Below are 16,636 nucleotides of genomic sequence, written 5' to 3'. Positions count from 1 at the left end.
CGTCCCGACCCTGCCCCCAGGGTCGCCGAGTAGATTCGATTGGTGTCCGACAAGCGCCCCCGGCGTACCTTCGCAGTGATCAGCCACCCCGACGCCGGCAAGTCCACCCTGACCGAGGCGCTCGCGCTGCACGCGCGCGTCATCAACCAGGCCGGTGCCGTGCACGGCAAGGACGACCGCAAGGCGACCGTCTCGGACTGGATGGACATGGAGAAGGCGCGCGGCATCTCGATCACGTCCGCGGCGCTGCAGTTCGTGTACCGCGACCACGTGGTCAACCTGGTGGACACGCCCGGCCACAGCGACTTCTCGGAGGACACCTACCGCGTCCTGTCGGCGGTCGACTCGGCGGTCATGCTGGTCGACGCCGGCAAGGGCCTCGAGCCGCAGACGCTCAAGCTGTTCCGCGTGTGCGCGCTGCGCGGCATCCCGGTGATCACCGTCATCAACAAGTGGGACCGGCCGGGCCTGTCGCCGCTGGGCCTCATGGACGAGATCGAGCAGCAGATCAAGCTGCGCCCCACTCCCCTCACCTGGCCGGTGGGCGAGGCCGGCGACTTCCGGGGCGTCCTGGACCGCCGCACGGGCGAGTTCGTGAAGTACACCCGCACTGCCGGAGGAGCCGAGCGCGCACCCGAGCGCCGGCTGGCACCGAGCGAGGTCGAGGACATGGACGCCGACGTCTGGTCCGCGGCGACCGACGAGAGCGAGCTGCTCTCCCTCGACGGTTACGACCACGACCAGGCCACCTTTCTCGCCGGCGAGACCACGCCCGTCATGTTCGCCTCGGCGCTGCAGAACTTCGGCGTCGCGCAGCTGCTCGAGCTGCTCCTCGAGCTCGCCCCCGGGCCGAGCGCGACCACCGGGGTCGACGGCACGGTCCGCGAGGTGGACGACGCCTTCAGCGCGTTCGTCTTCAAGGTGCAGTCCGGGATGAACACCTCCCACCGCGACCGGCTGGCCTACGCGCGCGTGGTCTCGGGGACCTTCGACCGCGGCATGATCGTGACCCACGCGTCCACCGGGCGTCCCTTCGCCACCAAGTACGCGCAGGCCGTCTTCGGCCGGACCACCTCTGCGGCCGAGCACGCGTCGCCGGGCGACATCATCGGCTTCGTCAACGCCCAGGCGCTGCGCGTCGGCGACACGGTGTACGACGGCGACCCCATCGACTACCCACCGGTGCCGAGCTTCGCCCCCGAGCACTTCATGACGGCCACCGCGGTCGACATCGGTCGGTACAAGCAGTTCCGCCGCGGGATCGAGCAGCTCGACCAGGAGGGCGTCGTCCAGGTGCTCCGCTCCGACCTCCGCGGCGACCAGAGCCCCGTCCTGGCGGCGGTGGGTCCCCTGCAGTTCGAGGTCGTCGAGGAGCGCATGAAGAACGAGTTCTCCTCGCCCATCCGCCTCTCGCGCCTGGAGTACCAGGTGGCCCGACGGACCAACGCCGACGGCGCCCGGGCGCTGGCTGGCACGCGCGGCGCCGAGGTGCTGCAGCGCGCGGACGGCACGCACCTGGCGCTCTTCACCGACAAGTGGCGAGCCAGCAAGGTCGCCCGTGACAACCCCGACGTCATGCTCGACGAGCTGCCGGCCGGCGGCAGCTGAGACCTCGTCCTCCCCCCCCCGATTCCAGGGGCTCCGCTGCGGCGAGCGGGTCAGTAGGTTCAGCACCATGCGTCTCCTGCGTCCCGTGCTGCTCGCCGCTCTGGCCCTCGTGCTCGTCCCCCTGTCCGCCGTCGCTCCGGCACACGCCGCGACCGGGACCATCACGGGCGTCGCCGTCGGCCCCGACGGCAAGCCGCTCCCGAACGTGAACTGGGAGATCTACGAGCTCAAGGACGGGTCGTGGCAGACCTACCCGTTCGGTCCGAAGCTGACCGACGCGAAGGGCCGCTTCTCCTGGAACGTGCCGGTCGGCGGCAGGTACCGCGTGTGCTTCTCCGACAGCTGGTACGGCCAGGCGTCCTCGACGAGCTTCTGGCAGCCCGAGGTCCGCCACCGCGACACCTGCTGGCCCAACGCCACCTCGCACCAGACCGCGACGACGTGGACCTCGACGACGGCCGCGCCGTCCAAGACCTTCTCGGTGACGCTGCCCCGGCAGGGCCTGGGCATGGCGCCCGTCGACCCGTTCTTCGTCGGCTCCTTCCGCACCGGCGAGCCGATCACGATCGTCGGTCAGGAGGGCTGGCGCCCGACGCACGCCACGTTCACCTACCAGTGGATGTCGCAGCGCGACAACGCCCTCGCGGCCCCGATCGCGGGCGCGACCTCGGCCAGCTTCACGCCCACCCCGGCACAGGAGGGCGCGTGGATCTTCGCCCGCGTCACGGCGAGCCGTGCGGGCTACAAGCCGGCCACCCTGACCACGCCCACCACCAAGGTCGGCGGCACGCAGCACGTCCAGCCGACGTCGCCGCTGCAGATCTCCGGCACGGCCTCGCCCGGCTCGACGCTCACCGCGAGCTTCGGCAAGCCCGCCAGCACGTACAGCGAGATCAGCTGGTTCGTCGACGGCGTCCCGCAGCCGGCCGCGACCTCGTACGACGCCGCCAGCTCGCGGTTCACCGTGGCCGCCGCGCACGCCGGCGCCCGCATCGACGCGCGCCTGAAGATCTACAAGAAGGACGCGCAGGGCAACTACGTCGACGGCAGCGACGCGTACCAGCGCGCCCAGGTGCAGGTCGCGGGCAGCCGCCCCGTCCAGGCCCTCAAGGCTGCCCCGGCGCCCCGGGGCACGGCCACCGTCGGTCGCACGCTGTACGGGCCGACCGGCCTGACCGCCGACCCCAACGCGACCGTCAGCTACCAGTGGGTGCGCGGCTCGACCGCGATCTCGGGGGCGACCGCCCGCACCTACACCGTCCGCTCCGCCGACGTGAACCAGCGCCTGAAGGTCCGCGTCACGGTCCGTCGCCCCGGCTGGTGGAACGCCTACGTCAGCAACTCGAGCACCACGGTCGCGAAGCGCGCCCTCAAGCCCGGCACCGTCAAGGTCGTCGGCACCGCGAAGGCGGGGAAGAGCCTCAAGGCCAAGACCGCGAAGTGGGGACCCAAGCCGGTCCGGATCCGCTACCAGTGGCAGCGCAACGGCAAGGCCATCCGCGGCGCCACGAAGGCGACCTACAAGCTCAAGAAGGCCGACCGCGGCAAGGTCGTCCGGGTCCGCATCACGGTCTCGAAGTCGAGCCACCTGACGGTCGCCAAGGTCAGCAAGGGACGCAAGGTCAAGCGCTGACCCCGGGCGGCCGCTCCGCCGCGGGATGACAGGATGAGGTGATCCAGCACACCCGACGCCTCAGCCCGAGAGGATCCCGATGACGACCGAGGTCACGACCGAGAAGGCCAGGCGGGGAGCGTTCTCCTCACGCAAGGTCTTCATCTTCGCCGCGATCGGCTCCGCCGTCGGGCTGGGGAACATCTGGCGCTTCCCGTACGTCGCCTACGAGAACGGCGGCGGCGCGTTCCTCGTCCCCTACCTCGTCGCGCTGTTCTGCGCGGGCCTGCCGTTCCTGTATCTCGACTACGCCCTCGGTCACCGCTTCCGCGGGTCCGCGCCCCTGTCGTTCGCGCGGCTGAGTCGTCCCGCCGAGGCCATCGGCTGGTGGCAGGTCGGCGTCTGCTTCATGATCGCCGTGTACTACGCCGCCGTGATCGCGTGGGCGCTGCGGTACACGTTCTTCTCCGTCAACACGGCGTGGGGCGACGATCCCGAGACGTTCTTCATGAAGGACTTCCTGCAGACCGGAGACCTCACGGTCGACCTGACCGTGGTGGCGGGCGTCCTGGTCCCGATGGCGATCGTGTGGCTCGCGGTGATCGTCGTCATGGTGGTCGGCGTGGAGAAGGGCATCGGCCTGACCTCCGTGGTCGCGATTCCCATCCTGGTGGTCGCGTTCCTCGTCCTCGTGGTCCGCTCGCTGTTCCTTCCCGGCGCGACCGAGGGCCTCGAGGCCTTCTTCACGCCCGACTGGAGCACCCTCACCCACGCGGGAGTCTGGGCGGCCGCCTTCGGACAGATCTTCTTCTCGCTGTCCATCGGCTTCGGCATCATGATCACCTACGCGTCCTACGTCGGTCGCGACACCGACATGACCGGCTCCGGCACGGTCGTGGGGCTGGCGAACTCCAGCTTCGAGCTGCTCGCCGGCATCGGCGTGTTCGCCGCCCTCGGCTTCATGGCACAGGCCCAGGGAGTCGCGGTCGACGAGGTCGTCGGCGGCGGTGTCGGGCTGGCCTTCATCACCTTCCCGACGATCATCGGCGAGGCCACCGGAGGCGCGCTCATCGGCGTGCTCTTCTTCGGCTCGCTCGTGGTCGCGGGCATCACGTCACTGGTCTCGGTGCTCGAGGTGGTCGTGTCCGCCGTGCGGGACAAGTTCGAGATGTCGCGCCCGATGGCCGCCGCCGTCGTCAGCATCCCGGCGGCCGTCATCAGCCTGGTGTTCTTCTCCACGGCCAGCGGCCTGTACGTTCTGGACATCCTCGACCACTTCATCAACCAGTTCGGGATCCTGCTGGTCGCGATGGTGTCGATGGTGGTCGTCGCCTGGTCCCTGCGGGCCCTGCCGCAGCTGGCCGACCACATGAATCAGCACGGATCCGTGAAGCTGCTGCTGTGGTGGCGACTGCTGGTGGGCGTCGTCGTCCCGATCGCGCTGGCGTATCTCGCGTTCGACTCGTTCCGCGCCGTGGTGGAGACGCCGTACGGCGGCTATCCCGCCTGGATGATCGCGCTGTTCGGCTGGGGCGCCGCGGCATCGGTCATGGTCGCGGGATACCTGCTGGCCCCCATCCCCTGGCGCGCGGGGACGACCCTGCAGGTGCCCGCCGAGCACACGGAAGGAGGCGAACGATGAGCGCCGACGCCATCATCATGATGATCGTCGCGATGGTCGCCCTCTGGGGCGGTCTCGTGGCGGCGATCGTCAACCTGAACCGCAGCGGTCCCGGCCGCGTCGAGGACGTGCACCGCGACCTCTGAGCGACCGCCCCCGACGTCACCGGGGCTCAGCGCGACGGCTCCGATGCAGGCGGTCCGTCGAGCACGGTCGGGACGTACTGGAGCAGCTGCATCCCACCGTCGAAGGCCCGTGACGCGACGAGCTCGAGCCGGACGTCCGGCCAGCCGTCGTAGACGCGATCGCGTCCCGTCGCTCCGGTGACGACCGGGAACACGACGACGCGGTAGCGGTCGACGAGTCCCGCGGCGAGCAGAGCGCGGCACAGGCTCAGGCTGCCGATCGTGCGCAGCGGGACCTCGCTCGCGTCCTTGAGCGACCGCACGTGCACGACCGCGTCCGCCCGGACGAGCGTCGAGCCCTCCCATGCGAGCGGCTCTCGCAGCGTGCGGGAGAAGACCAGCTTCGACGTGCCGCTCAGCCCGCTCATGTCCTCCTCGCCCGACTCGATGAAGCCGGTGAACAGCCGGTAGGTCGTCGCACCCATCAGCAGCACGTGGTCCTGCGCGCCCTCCTGCCCGACCCAGTCCAGGTAGTCGGCGCTGTGCATCCCCCACAGCCCCGGCCAGCCCTCGGCCGCGCCGAAGCCGTCGAGCGAGGTGATGCAGTCCACCGTCAGGTCCGCCATGTCCGCGCCTCCTCGCGTGCCGGGCACCTCCGGCCCGTCCTCCCATCGTCGTCCCGGGCGGGCAAAGAACAACCCCTCCCGATGTCCGAAGACGCGGTCCGCCCGACTCTCGTACCCGGTGACGGAGCACGACGACAGGACGAAGGACATGCACCACCACTCACGCGCGACGGGAGCGATCCCATGAGCGCCTCCATGCCGATGCTGGCCGGGATCGTCTCCACGGTGATCTTCGCGTCCAGCACGCTGCCGATGCTCGTGAAGGCGCTCCGCACGCGCGACCTGACCTCCTACAGCCTGGGCAACCTCGCCCTGGCGAACGTCGGCAACGCGGTGCACTCGCTGTACGTCTTCAGCCTGCCGCCGGGCCCGCTGTGGGCGCTGCACTCGTTCCACCTGGGCAGCACGGTCTTCATGCTGGTCTGGTACCTGCGCTTCGGGCTCGGCCGGACGCTCGCGGAGCCGCGACTATGATGGCGAGCACTCCATGGCCGCCTCAGACGCTCGTCCCCGCCAGCTGTTGCTCGTGGTCGACGCACCCTCGCTCCTGCACCGCAACCACCACGCGCGGGCGCACACGCGGCTGATGGACCGGGCGGGACGGCCCGCGTGGGCGCTGCACGGCATGCTGCGCCAGATCATCGAGGCGATCGAGCGGTTCGCCCCCGACGCCGTGATCTTCGGGCTCGACGACCGGACCGCGTCCGAGCGCGCGGACCTCTACCCCGACTACAAGGCCGGCCGGGCGCCCAAGGACGTGGCGCTCGTCGAGCAGCTCGATCGCTCGGGCGCGTTCCTCGACGCCCTCGGCCTGGCGACGCTGACTCCCCCGGGGCTCGAGGCCGACGACGTCAGCGCGTCCGGGGCGAGGTGGGCGCGCGACCACGGCTGGAGCTGCGTGATCATCACGTCCGATCGCGACGCGTTCGCCCACATCAGCGAGCACACCCAGGTCCTGCGCCTCATCAACGGCGGCATCGACGGCTCGCCGCTGCTCAACCCGGCGCGACTCCTGAGCATGTACGGCGTCGCCGCCGAGAGCTACCTCGACTTCGCCGCCCTGCGCGGCGACCCCAGCGACAACCTGCCCGGCGTCTCGGGCATCGGCGAGAAGACCGCGGCCACCCTGCTCACGCAGGCCGGCTCGATGCAGGCGGTCTGGGCCGACATCGAGCACAACGAGGGTCGCGTGCTGGCCGCCACGCTCGACGCCTGGGCCGTGGAGACCGGCTCGCGCCGCATGGGCGCCACCGTCGTCCGCCGGCTCGCCCTCCCCGAGGCGCGCGAGCGCTACGACTTCAACGTGCGGATCATGTCGGGGCGCGACGACCTCGACCTCGGACTCACCCCAGAGGTGCCCGGCACTCCCGGACTGCTCCCGCTCGAGCTCGGCCACGTCCACCGGGTCGTCGGCTTCCTCGGCGTCGAGTCGACCACGACCCTCGCCGTCCGCGTGCTCAGCACCGACCCGGCGTCCGCGCGGGACTAGCGCCAGGCGAAGGTCGGCTGCTCGAGGTCGTCCACGCGCGTCGGGTCGCCCTCGAGGCCGAGGCGCCGCAGCTGCAGCAGGACGGCTCCGGTCGGAGCGTGGACGCGGTCGGTCTCGCCGAGCGGGATCTGCACGACCGGCCGATCGCTCTCGGGGATGTCCAGGAACCGCGGCGAGTCCGATCGCAGCAGCTGGTGCAGGCCGACGCGGAAGGCCGCGAGGACCTCGTCGGGCGAAGGCCGCAGGTCGAGCCGACCCCCGCCCCACAGCACGACCGGCGTGATCACGTAGCCCGAGCGCGTCGGGTAGTCGTCCATGAGACCCAGGACGTGGTCGGGCGTCAGGCGCACCCCGAGCTCCTCGTCCGTCTCGCGGATGGCCGCGGTGACGGCGTCCTCGCCCTCGTCGATCCGACCCCCGGGCAGCGCCCACTGCCCCGAGTGGGTGCGCAGCCGGCCGGAGCGGCGGCTCAGCAGGAAGGCGGCTCCGCCCGACACGTCCTGCATGCGGCCGTCGAGCTCGTGGACGACCTCCTCGGACGGGGCGAGCTCGGGGTCGCCCGGCACGGGATCGATGCGGGCCTCCCCGGGCTCGGAGTCGACGAGGACGACGGCCACCGCCGCGTGCCTCCGGCCCTCGTCGGCCACCACCCGCCGCTCGTGCCCGGCCAGGTGTCCGGCGATGCGCTCGCGCAGCTCGAGGTCGTAGGGAAGAGGCGCAGGGACCGTGGGACTCACGTCACCAGTGTGGCGCGTCAGCTCCGACGGGGCGGCAGCGGGACGAAGACGGAGGTCCGGGCGGCGTACTCCTCCCAGCCCGGCCGGCCGCGCATGCGTCGCTCCGCGATCCGGACGCCGGAGACCACCGTGACGATCGCGGTCAGCACGATCGGCGCGGGCAGCGTCCACAGCAGCGGCCCCCACCCGCTCGCCGCGCCGGCCGAGAGCCAGATGCCCCACCACGTCACGGCCTCGCCGAAGTAGTTCGGGTGGCGGCTCCACGACCAGACGCCCGAGGACAGGACCGGCTCGCGCTCCTGCTTCGGCGTCGCACGGTAGACCGCGAGCTGGCGGTCGGCGACGGCCTCGAGGACCACGCCGGCCACCGTGACCAGCGCGCCGGCGACCGCGACGGCCGGCCAGCGAACCGACAGCGAGACCGACACGAACGCCGCGTAGCCCACCGCGAGCACCAGCACGGCCTGGAGCCCGTAGACCTTCGTCAGGAGCGCGAGGAACGGCACCTCCCGCGCCGAGCCGCCCATGTACTCGAGGTACCGCGGGTCGTCCTCCTCGGCCGCGAAGGTCCGCGCTCCGAGGTGCGAGGCCAGCCGTCCCGACCACAGCAGCACCAGCACGAGTACGAGCACGCCTCGCCAGGCCTCCCCGAGATCACCTGCGAGGCCCACCGTCGTCGCTGCCGCCATGCCCACGCCGAAGGCCACCGGCCAGGCGACGTCCACGATCGCGAACGTGTTCCTGACGCGGGACGCCACGGCGCCGGCCGTCATCACCAGCGCGACCCCCGCCAGTGCCGCCAGGACGGTCACCATGCGCGCGGCTCGCGGTCGAGGCCGTGCGGCGCTCCGGGACGCACCGCCAGGATCTGGTCGACGCCCATGCGACCGTCGCGGAACGCCGCGGCGCCTCCCGCGAGGTAGAGCCGCCAGACGCGCACGACCTCCTCGCCGACCAGCTCGGTCAGGCGGTCGGTGTGGGCCTCGAAGTTCTCGATCCAGCCGGCGACGGTGCGCACGTAGTGCTCGCGCAGGGCGTGGACGTCGCGCACCTCCAGACCGGACTGCTCGAGCAGGTCGACCGTCTGGCCCACCGGACGCATGTGCATGTCGGGAGCGATGAAGCTCTCGATGAACGGGCCCCCTCCGGGCCAGCGGCCCGTGCGCGACATCTGCTGGATCAGGACCCGCCCGCCCGGGCGCACGCGGTCGCGCAGGACGCCGGCGAACACCGGGTAGTTCTCGGCACCGACGTGCTCGCCCATCTCGACCGACGCGGCGGCGTCGTACACGCCCGCGGCGTCGCGGTAGTCGCACAGCTGCACGTCGACGAGGTCCTCAAGACCAGCGCGGCGCACGCGCTCGGCGACGAAGTCCCGCTGCTCCGCGGCGATCGTGACCGCGTTGACCTGCGCCCCGAACTCCCGGGCGGCGTGGATGGTCAGCGATCCCCAGCCGCACCCGACGTCGAGCAGCCGGCTGCCCGGGCCGAGCCCCAGCTTGCGACAGATCAGCGAGAGCTTCGCCTCCTGCGCCTGCTGCAGCGTGGCGTCGTCAGAGGTGTAGTAGCCGCACGAGTAGGCCATCGTCGGGTCGAGGATCTGCTCGTAGAACTCGTTCGACAGGTCGTAGTGGTGCGAGATCGCGGCACGGTCGCGGTCGCGCGAGTGCAGCCGTCCCTTGACGACCGCCTGGGACGCCGGGGGCGCCGGGCGGCGACCGATCGCCCCGGCCCTGATCAGCAGCGGCAGGGCGCGCGCCATCGTCCTCGCGGTCCGCGCGGGCGGAACCGGTCCTGCCTCGCGCCCCGCGGCCAGCAGCGTCGTCAGGGCGGCGTCGAGGTCACCCTCGATCTCGGCCTCGCCCGAGACGTACGCCTGCGCGGCGCCGAGCTCGCCCGGGCTCCACAGCAGGCGTCGCAGGGCCGCTGGCGACGTGATGCGCACGATCGGGCCGCGCGCCGGCCCGACGACCGACCCGTCCCAGAACTCCAGGCGCACGGGGATCTCCCCCACGACCGGCTCGAGCACGGCCGCGGTCTGCCCGGCCAGTCCGTCGATGCGCTGTCGATGGCTCATCGTCCGCTCTCCTTCGTGAAGACGAGGTGGTGATCGTCGAGGTAGCCCGAGCTGAACCCGGCTCGCGAGTACTGCAGGTAGAAGTGCCACATCCGGCAGAAGGTGTCATCGAACCCGAGGGCCCGCACCTCGTCGGCGCCGGCCAGGAAGCTCTCGTCCCACTGGCGCAGCGTCTCGGCGTAGTGGGCTCCGATCGCCTCGGTCGACGTGAGGCGCAGCGACGTCCCCGCCGTCGCCTCCTCGAGCGCCCGGACCGACGGCAGCGACCCGCCGGGGAAGATGTACGTCGTGACCCAGGTCTGGGTGTTGCGGGTGACCCGCATCCGGTCGTGCGGCATCGTGATGGCCTGGATCGCGGCCCGTCCCCCGGGCGCGAGCACCCGGTCGATCGTCGCGAGGTAGGTGCCCCAGTGGCGCCAGCCGACGGCCTCGATCATCTCGATCGACACCACGGCGTCGTAGCGGCCCTTCACGTCGCGGTAGTCGCACAGGTCGACGTCGATCCGGTCCTGCAGGCCGGCCGCGGCGATCCGCTCGCGGGCCAGCTGCTGCTGGGCCACCGAGAGGGTGATCGTCCGGACCCGCGCGCCGCGACGGGCGGCCCGCATGGCCAGCGAGCCCCAGCCCGACCCGATCTCCAGCAGGCGGGTGCCCTCGCCCACACCGGCGAGGTCCAGCAGGCGGTCGAGCTTCCGCTCCTGGGCCTGCTCCAGGTCACCGCCGACCACCGGGGTGCCGTCCGAGGTCTCCTCGAACAGCGCACTCGAGTACGTCATCGTCGGGTCCAGGAAGGTCTCGAACAGGTCGTTCGAGAGGTCGTAGTGATGCCCGACGACGCGCTGCGTGTCGGCCTTGTCCCCCCGCTCGTCGCGCGGAGGCCGCGGCATGACGGCACCGCGCATGACCTGCAGCGACCGCGGCACGAGCGTGCGGATCCCCGAGGCCAGCACCGTGAGGAACGCCCCGAGGTCGTCCGCGTCCCACGCTCCCGTCATGTAGGACTCGCCGAAGCCCGTCGAGGGCCGGGCGCCCAGACGCTGGAAGAACTCGTCGGGACGGTGAATCGTCATCAGCGGGCCGCCCGCTCCGAGGGTGCGGCCCTCGATCCTCACGCTCACGTCGAGCCGCTCCACGGCCGAGTCGAAGAGGCGTCGCGCCAGGGCGGCCCTGACGTCGGTCGCGCGCGAGGGGGACGGCAGGTCCAGGGTCGGCCAGTGCGAGGCCGAGAGGCTGAGGGTCGTCATCGGACACCTTCCTGGTGATGGGTGGGACGAGGGTGGATCGGCAGGCGCCGGGCCCACAGGACGAGGCCGTGCGCGGTGATGGCGAGACGGTCGACGAGTCCGGAGACGGCGGCCCGGCGGTGGCCGGACGTCCGCCGGCCCCGGATCGAGGCCTGGAACGCCCCGCCGTGGGGCAGGTCGAGCTCGACGCGGACGTCGAGAGCGTCCGTCGGCACGGGGGCCGACACCCGGTACGAGCCCTCCACGCCGTGGAACGGCGAGACGTACATCGCCTTGTCGACCCGGCGCTCCGTCTCGGTGCCGCCGTCGAACAGGTAGGCATGGCGGTCGCCGTAGGTGTTGTGGACCTCGACGACCGTGGCCAGCGCAGTGCCGTCGGGCGTCGTGCACCACCACACGCTGATCGGGTTGAAGCAGAAGCCGAAGGCTCGGGGGTGGGCCATCAGGCGCACGGTCGCGTCGCCGAGCTCGAGTCCGTTCCGGGCCAGGAACGCCGCCAGGTTCTGGCGCAGCGTGGCCTTCGGGTCGCCGAGGTGGTCGCGCGACTCGATCGTGCCGCCGGTCACCCGGCGCCACCGCGACTGTCCCGCCTGCCGTGCGGCCTGCTGGTCGATGTCGACGACCCACGTCGAGGACCGCTGCTCGAACGACCGGGTGAACGGCTGCGTCCGGCGATGGCCGACGGTGGTGCGGAAGACCTCCGGGGCGCGGGCTGCGGGGGCGGGGGCGCCCAGCCCGAGCCTCCGCACGGCCTCGGCGCCCGACCGAGCGCCGTCCTCGTGGAATCCCCAGCCGTGGTAGGCACCGGCGAAGACGATGCGATCGGTGTCGATCTCGGGAAGTCGTCGCTGGGCCGCGACGGTCTCGGCCGTGTAGACCGGGTGCTCGTAGTCCATCCGCGCGATGACCGTGGCGGGATCGACGAGATCCTCGCCGCCCAGGGTCACCAGGTAGCGCCGCGCGGTGGGCAGACGCTGCAGCCGGGTCATGTCGTACGTGACCGTCACGCGTCCGTCGGGCGAGCTCGGCAGGCGCAGGTTCCACGCGGCCTGAGCCCCGTCCGAGCGCGGCAGCAGGCTCTCGTCGGTGTGCAGCAGGGCCGGGTTCGGCGAGTACGGCATCGCGGCCAGGACCTCGCGCTGTGCCGGCGTCGGCGCGGAGAGCATCGCGAGCGCCTGGCGGGGATGGGTGGCGACGACGACGCGGTCGAAGCGCTCCCGGCCTCCGCCGGCGTCGAGCACGGTCACGCCGTCGACGTCCTCCTCGATGCCCGTCACCGGGGTCGAGACCCGGATGTCCGGGAGCTCCTTGGCGATCCGTCGCACGTAGTCGTGGGACCCGCCGACGACCGTCCGCCACCGCGGGCTGCCGAACACCGCGAGCATGCCGTGGTTCGCGAGGAACGCGAACAGGTGACGCGCCGGGTACCGCCCCGCGATCTCGGGATCGCAGGACCAGACCGCCGCCACGAGCGCGCGGATGAAGTGCCGACGGAGCCGGTCGCTGAACCGGTGCCGGTCCAGGAACTCGTCGAGGGTCGGGTCGCCCGCCTCGGGCGGCGACGCCAGCAGGCGGCGGGCTGCCCGGTGGAAGCGCGGGATCTCGGCGAGCATCCGCCAGTGCCCGACGTCGAGCACGCGACGCGGCTCGGGGAACAGCCCGCGCCGTCCCTTGGCACCCGCCCACTCCAGTCCGGTCGCCACGTCGTGCACCGACAGGGACATCTCCGACGGCTGCGTCTGCACGCCGAGCTCGTCGAACAGACGGCACAGGACCGGGTACGTGTGGCGGTTGTGGACGATGAAGCCCGTGTCGATCGCCAGCTCGCGGCTGCCCTCGGCGACCACATGCGTGTCGGCGTGTCCTCCCAGGCGGTCGTCGGCCTCGTAGAGCACCACGCGGGCGCCCGCCTGGGTGGCGAACCAGGCCGCGCTCAGCCCGGAGATCCCGGAACCGATGACAGCGACCCGGGTGTTCTCCGGTGCATCCATGCGAGTCATTCGGAACCGAGGCGTCGTCGGATGGGTCCGGCGCGGAGTTCGGCGAAACGTCGACCGTCTGCACGGCGAACGGGCAGGGTTCAGGCATGCGCACCCTGCCCGCCCTCCTCATCGCTCTCGCCCTCGCGGGCTGCGGCGGCAAGGAGATCACCGCCGGCGACGCGACGGTGCTCGTCGGCGAGCGGTCGAGCTCCGGCGCCGACGCGCTGGGCGGCGGCACCCTCGAGCTGGTCGGCGGGTGTCTCGGCGCGGACGGCATCGTCGTGATCTGGCCCGTCGGCACCGACGTCGTCGACGAGGACCCGCTCACGATCGACATCCCGCACCTCGGCGAGCTCTCGCTCGGCGACCGGGTCGAGGTGCCGGGCGGGATGGTCCTCGAGCACTCGTCGGACACGGTGCCGCCCGGACCGCTCTCGATCGCAGGCGTCACCGTGCCCGAGTCGTGCGCGGAGCACGACGTCTTCCTCGCGCGACGAGGCGGCTAGACCGTTCCGTCCGGCGGAGCAGCGAAGAAGGCCAGCTCGTGCTCGCACGAGGCGCGGAACGCCCGCCACATCGCGTCCCGGGTGGCGTCGTCGGCCTCGGCGGCGAGCCGGGTGACGACGACGATCGCCTGCTCGGTCGCGGACTCGAACGCGGGATCCCCGTACGTGAGCAGCCAGTCGCGGTAGGGGTGCCCGTCGGTCGCGAGCCCGCGGAGGCGCTCGCCGAGGTCGGCGTAAATCCAGTAGCAGGGCAGCACCGCCGCCGCGAGCACACGGTGGTCGCCCCGCGCGGCGGTGGCCAGCAGGTGGTCGAGGTACGCCGTGGTCGTGGCGCTCGGCGCCGCCGGCTCCACGCCACCCAGCCAGTCCGTGTGCAGGGCCAGCTCGGTGACGAGGGCGCCGTGGGCGCCGGACGCCCAGAACGCCTGCTCCCCCAGCGTCGGCGCCAGCCGGCTCGCCTCCGCCAGCACCCGCGCGTAGTCCCGCAGGTACAGCGCGTCCTGCGCCAAGTACCAGCCGAACGCCTCCTTCGACAGCGTCCCGTCCCCCAGTCCCCGCACGAAGCCCAGATCGTCGATCGCCGCCCGGACGTCCGCCACGGCGTCCCACCAGTCGCGCTCCACCTCGGCCGCGGTGAGCCGGGTCGTGAGGCCTCCGCGGGCCCACAGCCCGGCGAAGTGGCTGACCGGGCCATGGCCCGAGCCGACGCGCAGATCCTCGCCGTGGGCGATGCTCTCGGCCAGCCAGCGCTTGGCGTCGGCCGTCGCCTGCTCCCACGAGCCGGTGCGCGCGACGATCGTCGCGACGGCGGACGAGAGCGAGCATCCCGTGCCGTGGGTGGACGTGGTCGTGATCCGGGCCCCGGTGAACTCGACGACGCGACTCCCGTCGACCAGGGCGTCCGGGACGGACTCGCCGTCGAGGTGGCCGCCCTTCGCCAGCACCCGCACCCCGTACGCCGCCGAGACGCGGGAGGCCTGCGCCAGCACCTCGCCCCACGAGGTCGCGGGAGCCTCCTCGGCGAAGACCGCCAGCTCGGGCACGTTGGGCGTGATGAGGTCGACCCGCGGCAGCAGGCCCCGCAGTGCCTCCTCGGCGTCCGCGTCGAGCAGCCGATCACCGCTCGTCGCGACCATCACGGGGTCGAGCACGACCACCGGCGGTCGTGCGCGGTCGAGCCACGCGCTCACGGTCTCCATGACCTCGCGGCCGGCCAGCATCCCGATCTTCACCGCGTCGATCTCGACGTCGTCGCTCACCGCGTCCAGCTGCTCGGCGAGGAAGGCGACCGGCGGCACGTGCACCGACCGCACGCCGTGCGTGTTCTGCGCGACCAGCGCGGTGACCACGGCCATGCCGTAGCCGCCCTGGGCCGCGATGCTCTTGAGGTCGGCCTGGACGCCCGCGCCGCCCGTCGGGTCGGTGCCGGCGATGGAGAGCACCCGCGGCACCTGGACCGGGGCGCTCACGCCAGACCCCACGCGTCAGCGTGCTCGCGCGCAGCCGCGCGAGGGTCTGCCGCACCGCAGATCGACGAGGCGACGGCTGCTCCGGCCGCACCCGCGGCGCGCAGTGCCGGCAGGTCCGCGCTCGTGATGCCGCCGATCGCGACGGCGGGCAGGGAGGTGCTCCGCGCGAGCCGCTCGAATCCCTCGATACCGAGCGGCGGCGGCGCGTCCGGCTTGGTCGTCGTCGCCCGCAGCACCCCGATCCCCACGTAGCCGACCCGGCCGGGATCCAGTTCGGCGGCGGTCAGCTCCGCAGGCGTGGCGGCGCTCAGGCCGATCAGCGCCTCGGGGCCGACGAGCTCGCGAACCACCGCGGACGGCAGGTCCGCCTGCCCCAGGTGCACGCCCGTGACCCGGGCGCCGCGGGCCCGGGCGGCGAGGAACACGTCGACGCGGTCGTTGACGATCAGGGCGACGTGCTCCGGCAGGACCTCCGACACGGCGACGACGGTGGCGAGGAAGTCGGCGGCCGGCGCCTCCTTCTCGCGCACCTGCACCGCGGTCACTCCCCCGGCGGCCGCCTCGGCGACCACCTCCACGACCTCCCGTCCGCGCGACGCGGCGACCGCCGCGTCCGTGACGAGGTAGACCGACAGGTCGGCGCTCACGACAGCCGCGCCCGCGCGTCGAGGTCGGCTGCGTCGATCGAGGCCAGCGCGTCCAGGAAGGCCGGGCCGAAGGTGCCGGGGCCGGCGCTCTGCTTCGCGGCGAGCTCCGCGGCGACGGTGTAGACGGTGACCGCGGCAACGGTCGTGGCCAGACGGTCGTCGTCCACCGCGGCGAACGCCGCCATCAGCGCGCCGAGGGCACAGCCGCCACCGGTGATCCGCGTGAGCAGCGGGTCGCCGTTGGCGATCCGGACCAGGCGCTCGCCGTCGGTCACGACGTCGACCGGTCCGGAGACCGCGACGACGCCACCCGTGCGGACGGCCAGAGCGCGCGCCGACTCGACGGCCCCCTCGACGTCGTCCGTGGCGTCGACCCCGCGGCCACCGCCCCCGGATCCACTGACGGCGATGATCTCCGATGCGTTGCCGCGGACCACGGTCGGCCCGAGGTCGCGCAACTGCTCGGCGAGCGCGGTCCGCACGGGCAGCGACCCGACCGCGACCGGGTCGAGGACCCAGGGGGTGCCCGTGGCGTTCGCGGCCTCGGCGGCCTCGACCATCGCGGCTCGCTGCTCCGCCGTGGGCGTGCCGAGGTTCACCAGGAGCCCGTCGGCGACGGTGGCGAACGGACCGGCCTCGTCGGGGATGTCGACCATGGCCGGCGCCGCCCCGGCGGCGAGCAGGGCGTTGGCGGTGAAGTTCACCACCACGCTGTTGGTGATGCAGTGGACGAGCGGCCCCCGGGCGCGGACGCGGCCCAGGGCCTCGGAGGTGAAGGAGGACAGGTCTGCAGGCGTGCGCGACATCGCGACATTCCCTTCGCTAGGACGAACTAGATCAGGTTCGACGGGTGTGATCTCAGCCCCGGTGGGGCACCCCGTGTCTCGCCTGCA

At 72.4% G+C, this 16,636-nt stretch carries 16 protein-coding genes and 1 riboswitch; of the genes, 7 read left to right on the top strand and 9 right to left on the bottom strand.

The features are described 5' to 3' along the window. Positions 1-42 precede the first annotated feature (42 nt). The 4 genes from BJ975_RS04585 to BJ975_RS04570 all read left to right on the top strand — a co-directional run bounded on the left by BJ975_RS04585 (position 43) and on the right by BJ975_RS04570 (position 4,987). A complete protein-coding gene (locus BJ975_RS04585; RefSeq protein WP_179424022.1) occupies positions 43-1,608 on the top strand; it encodes a peptide chain release factor 3 in 1,566 nt (521 codons plus the stop codon). Positions 1,609-1,675: 67 nt separating this feature from the next. Continuing rightward, a complete protein-coding gene (locus BJ975_RS04580) occupies positions 1,676-3,241 on the top strand; it encodes a hypothetical protein (RefSeq protein WP_179424021.1) in 1,566 nt (521 codons plus the stop codon). Between the two features lie 79 nt (positions 3,242-3,320). Continuing rightward, positions 3,321-4,862, top strand: coding sequence for a sodium-dependent transporter (locus BJ975_RS04575; RefSeq protein WP_179424020.1), 1,542 nt, complete (start codon positions 3,321-3,323; stop codon positions 4,860-4,862). Next, positions 4,859-4,987, top strand: coding sequence for a methionine/alanine import family NSS transporter small subunit (locus BJ975_RS04570; RefSeq protein WP_179424019.1), 129 nt, complete (start codon positions 4,859-4,861; stop codon positions 4,985-4,987). Before BJ975_RS04575 ends, BJ975_RS04570 begins: the two co-directional genes overlap by 4 nt. A gap of 26 nt (positions 4,988-5,013) precedes the next feature. Here BJ975_RS04570 and BJ975_RS04565 read toward each other — a convergent pair whose 3' ends face one another. After that, positions 5,014-5,592, bottom strand: a complete 579-nt coding sequence (locus BJ975_RS04565; protein ID WP_179424018.1) for a dihydrofolate reductase family protein — start codon at positions 5,590-5,592, stop codon at positions 5,014-5,016. Positions 5,593-5,775: 183 nt separating this feature from the next. On the opposite strand from BJ975_RS04565, the gene BJ975_RS04560 reads away from it, so the two are divergent. Together BJ975_RS04560 and BJ975_RS04555 are read left to right on the top strand one after the other, a co-directional pair. Further along, positions 5,776-6,066 (top strand): hypothetical protein, encoded by a 291-nt coding sequence (locus BJ975_RS04560; protein ID WP_179424017.1) that lies wholly within the window; start codon positions 5,776-5,778, stop codon positions 6,064-6,066. A 13-nt stretch (positions 6,067-6,079) separates the two neighbouring features. Next, positions 6,080-7,081 carry a 5'-3' exonuclease gene (locus BJ975_RS04555; protein WP_179424016.1) on the top strand — a complete coding sequence of 334 codons (1,002 nt, stop codon included), beginning with the start codon at positions 6,080-6,082 and terminating at the stop codon, positions 7,079-7,081. On the opposite strand, the gene BJ975_RS04550 is transcribed toward BJ975_RS04555, so the two are convergent. Genes BJ975_RS04550 through BJ975_RS04530 form a run of 5 tightly spaced genes read right to left on the bottom strand, consistent with a single transcriptional unit; the run spans position 7,078 to position 13,130 of the window. Further along, on the bottom strand, positions 7,078-7,818 hold the full coding sequence (locus BJ975_RS04550) for an NUDIX hydrolase (protein ID WP_179424015.1): 741 nt from the start codon (positions 7,816-7,818) through the stop codon (positions 7,078-7,080). The two genes, BJ975_RS04555 and BJ975_RS04550, sit on opposite strands and share 4 nt — an antisense overlap. Before the next feature lie 17 nt (positions 7,819-7,835). Next, complete coding sequence (locus tag BJ975_RS04545; RefSeq protein WP_179424014.1) at positions 7,836-8,633, bottom strand: DUF1295 domain-containing protein; 798 nt, start codon at positions 8,631-8,633, stop codon at positions 7,836-7,838. Beyond that, entirely contained in the window at positions 8,627-9,895 is a 1,269-nt protein-coding gene (locus BJ975_RS04540; RefSeq protein WP_179424013.1) for an SAM-dependent methyltransferase, read from the bottom strand. Before BJ975_RS04540 ends, BJ975_RS04545 begins: the two co-directional genes overlap by 7 nt. Next, a complete protein-coding gene (locus tag BJ975_RS04535) occupies positions 9,892-11,139 on the bottom strand; it encodes an SAM-dependent methyltransferase (RefSeq protein WP_179424012.1) in 1,248 nt (415 codons plus the stop codon). Before BJ975_RS04535 ends, BJ975_RS04540 begins: the two co-directional genes overlap by 4 nt. Next, positions 11,136-13,130, bottom strand: a complete 1,995-nt coding sequence (locus BJ975_RS04530; RefSeq protein ID WP_223303365.1) for an FAD-dependent oxidoreductase — start codon at positions 13,128-13,130, stop codon at positions 11,136-11,138. The genes BJ975_RS04535 and BJ975_RS04530 overlap by 4 nt, the downstream gene beginning before the upstream one ends. Before the next feature lie 95 nt (positions 13,131-13,225). Between BJ975_RS04530 and BJ975_RS04525 the strand changes: the two genes are divergently transcribed. After that, on the top strand, positions 13,226-13,627 hold the full coding sequence (locus BJ975_RS04525) for a hypothetical protein (RefSeq protein ID WP_179424010.1): 402 nt from the start codon (positions 13,226-13,228) through the stop codon (positions 13,625-13,627). Here BJ975_RS04525 and BJ975_RS04520 read toward each other — a convergent pair. From BJ975_RS04520 to thiM, 3 genes are all read right to left on the bottom strand, one after another. Next, a complete protein-coding gene (locus BJ975_RS04520; RefSeq protein ID WP_179424009.1) occupies positions 13,624-15,096 on the bottom strand; it encodes a bifunctional hydroxymethylpyrimidine kinase/phosphomethylpyrimidine kinase in 1,473 nt (490 codons plus the stop codon). The two genes, BJ975_RS04525 and BJ975_RS04520, sit on opposite strands and share 4 nt — an antisense overlap. Continuing rightward, positions 15,093-15,743: a thiamine phosphate synthase gene (gene thiE / locus BJ975_RS04515; protein ID WP_179424008.1), complete on the bottom strand. Its 651-nt coding sequence runs from the start codon at positions 15,741-15,743 to the stop codon at positions 15,093-15,095. Before thiE ends, BJ975_RS04520 begins: the two co-directional genes overlap by 4 nt. Further along, a complete protein-coding gene (gene thiM, locus BJ975_RS04510) occupies positions 15,740-16,549 on the bottom strand; it encodes a hydroxyethylthiazole kinase (protein ID WP_179424007.1) in 810 nt (269 codons plus the stop codon). Before thiM ends, thiE begins: the two co-directional genes overlap by 4 nt. After that, positions 16,540-16,633, bottom strand: a riboswitch (TPP riboswitch). It overlaps the preceding gene by 10 nt. Positions 16,634-16,636: the final 3 nt, after the last annotated feature.

It is taken from the genome of Aeromicrobium tamlense (assembly GCF_013408555.1).
GTDB lineage: Bacteria > Actinomycetota > Actinomycetes > Propionibacteriales > Nocardioidaceae > Aeromicrobium > Aeromicrobium tamlense.
The sequence above is the reverse complement of the archived record's forward strand: the minus strand, read 5'-3'. Positions and strand labels throughout refer to the sequence as shown.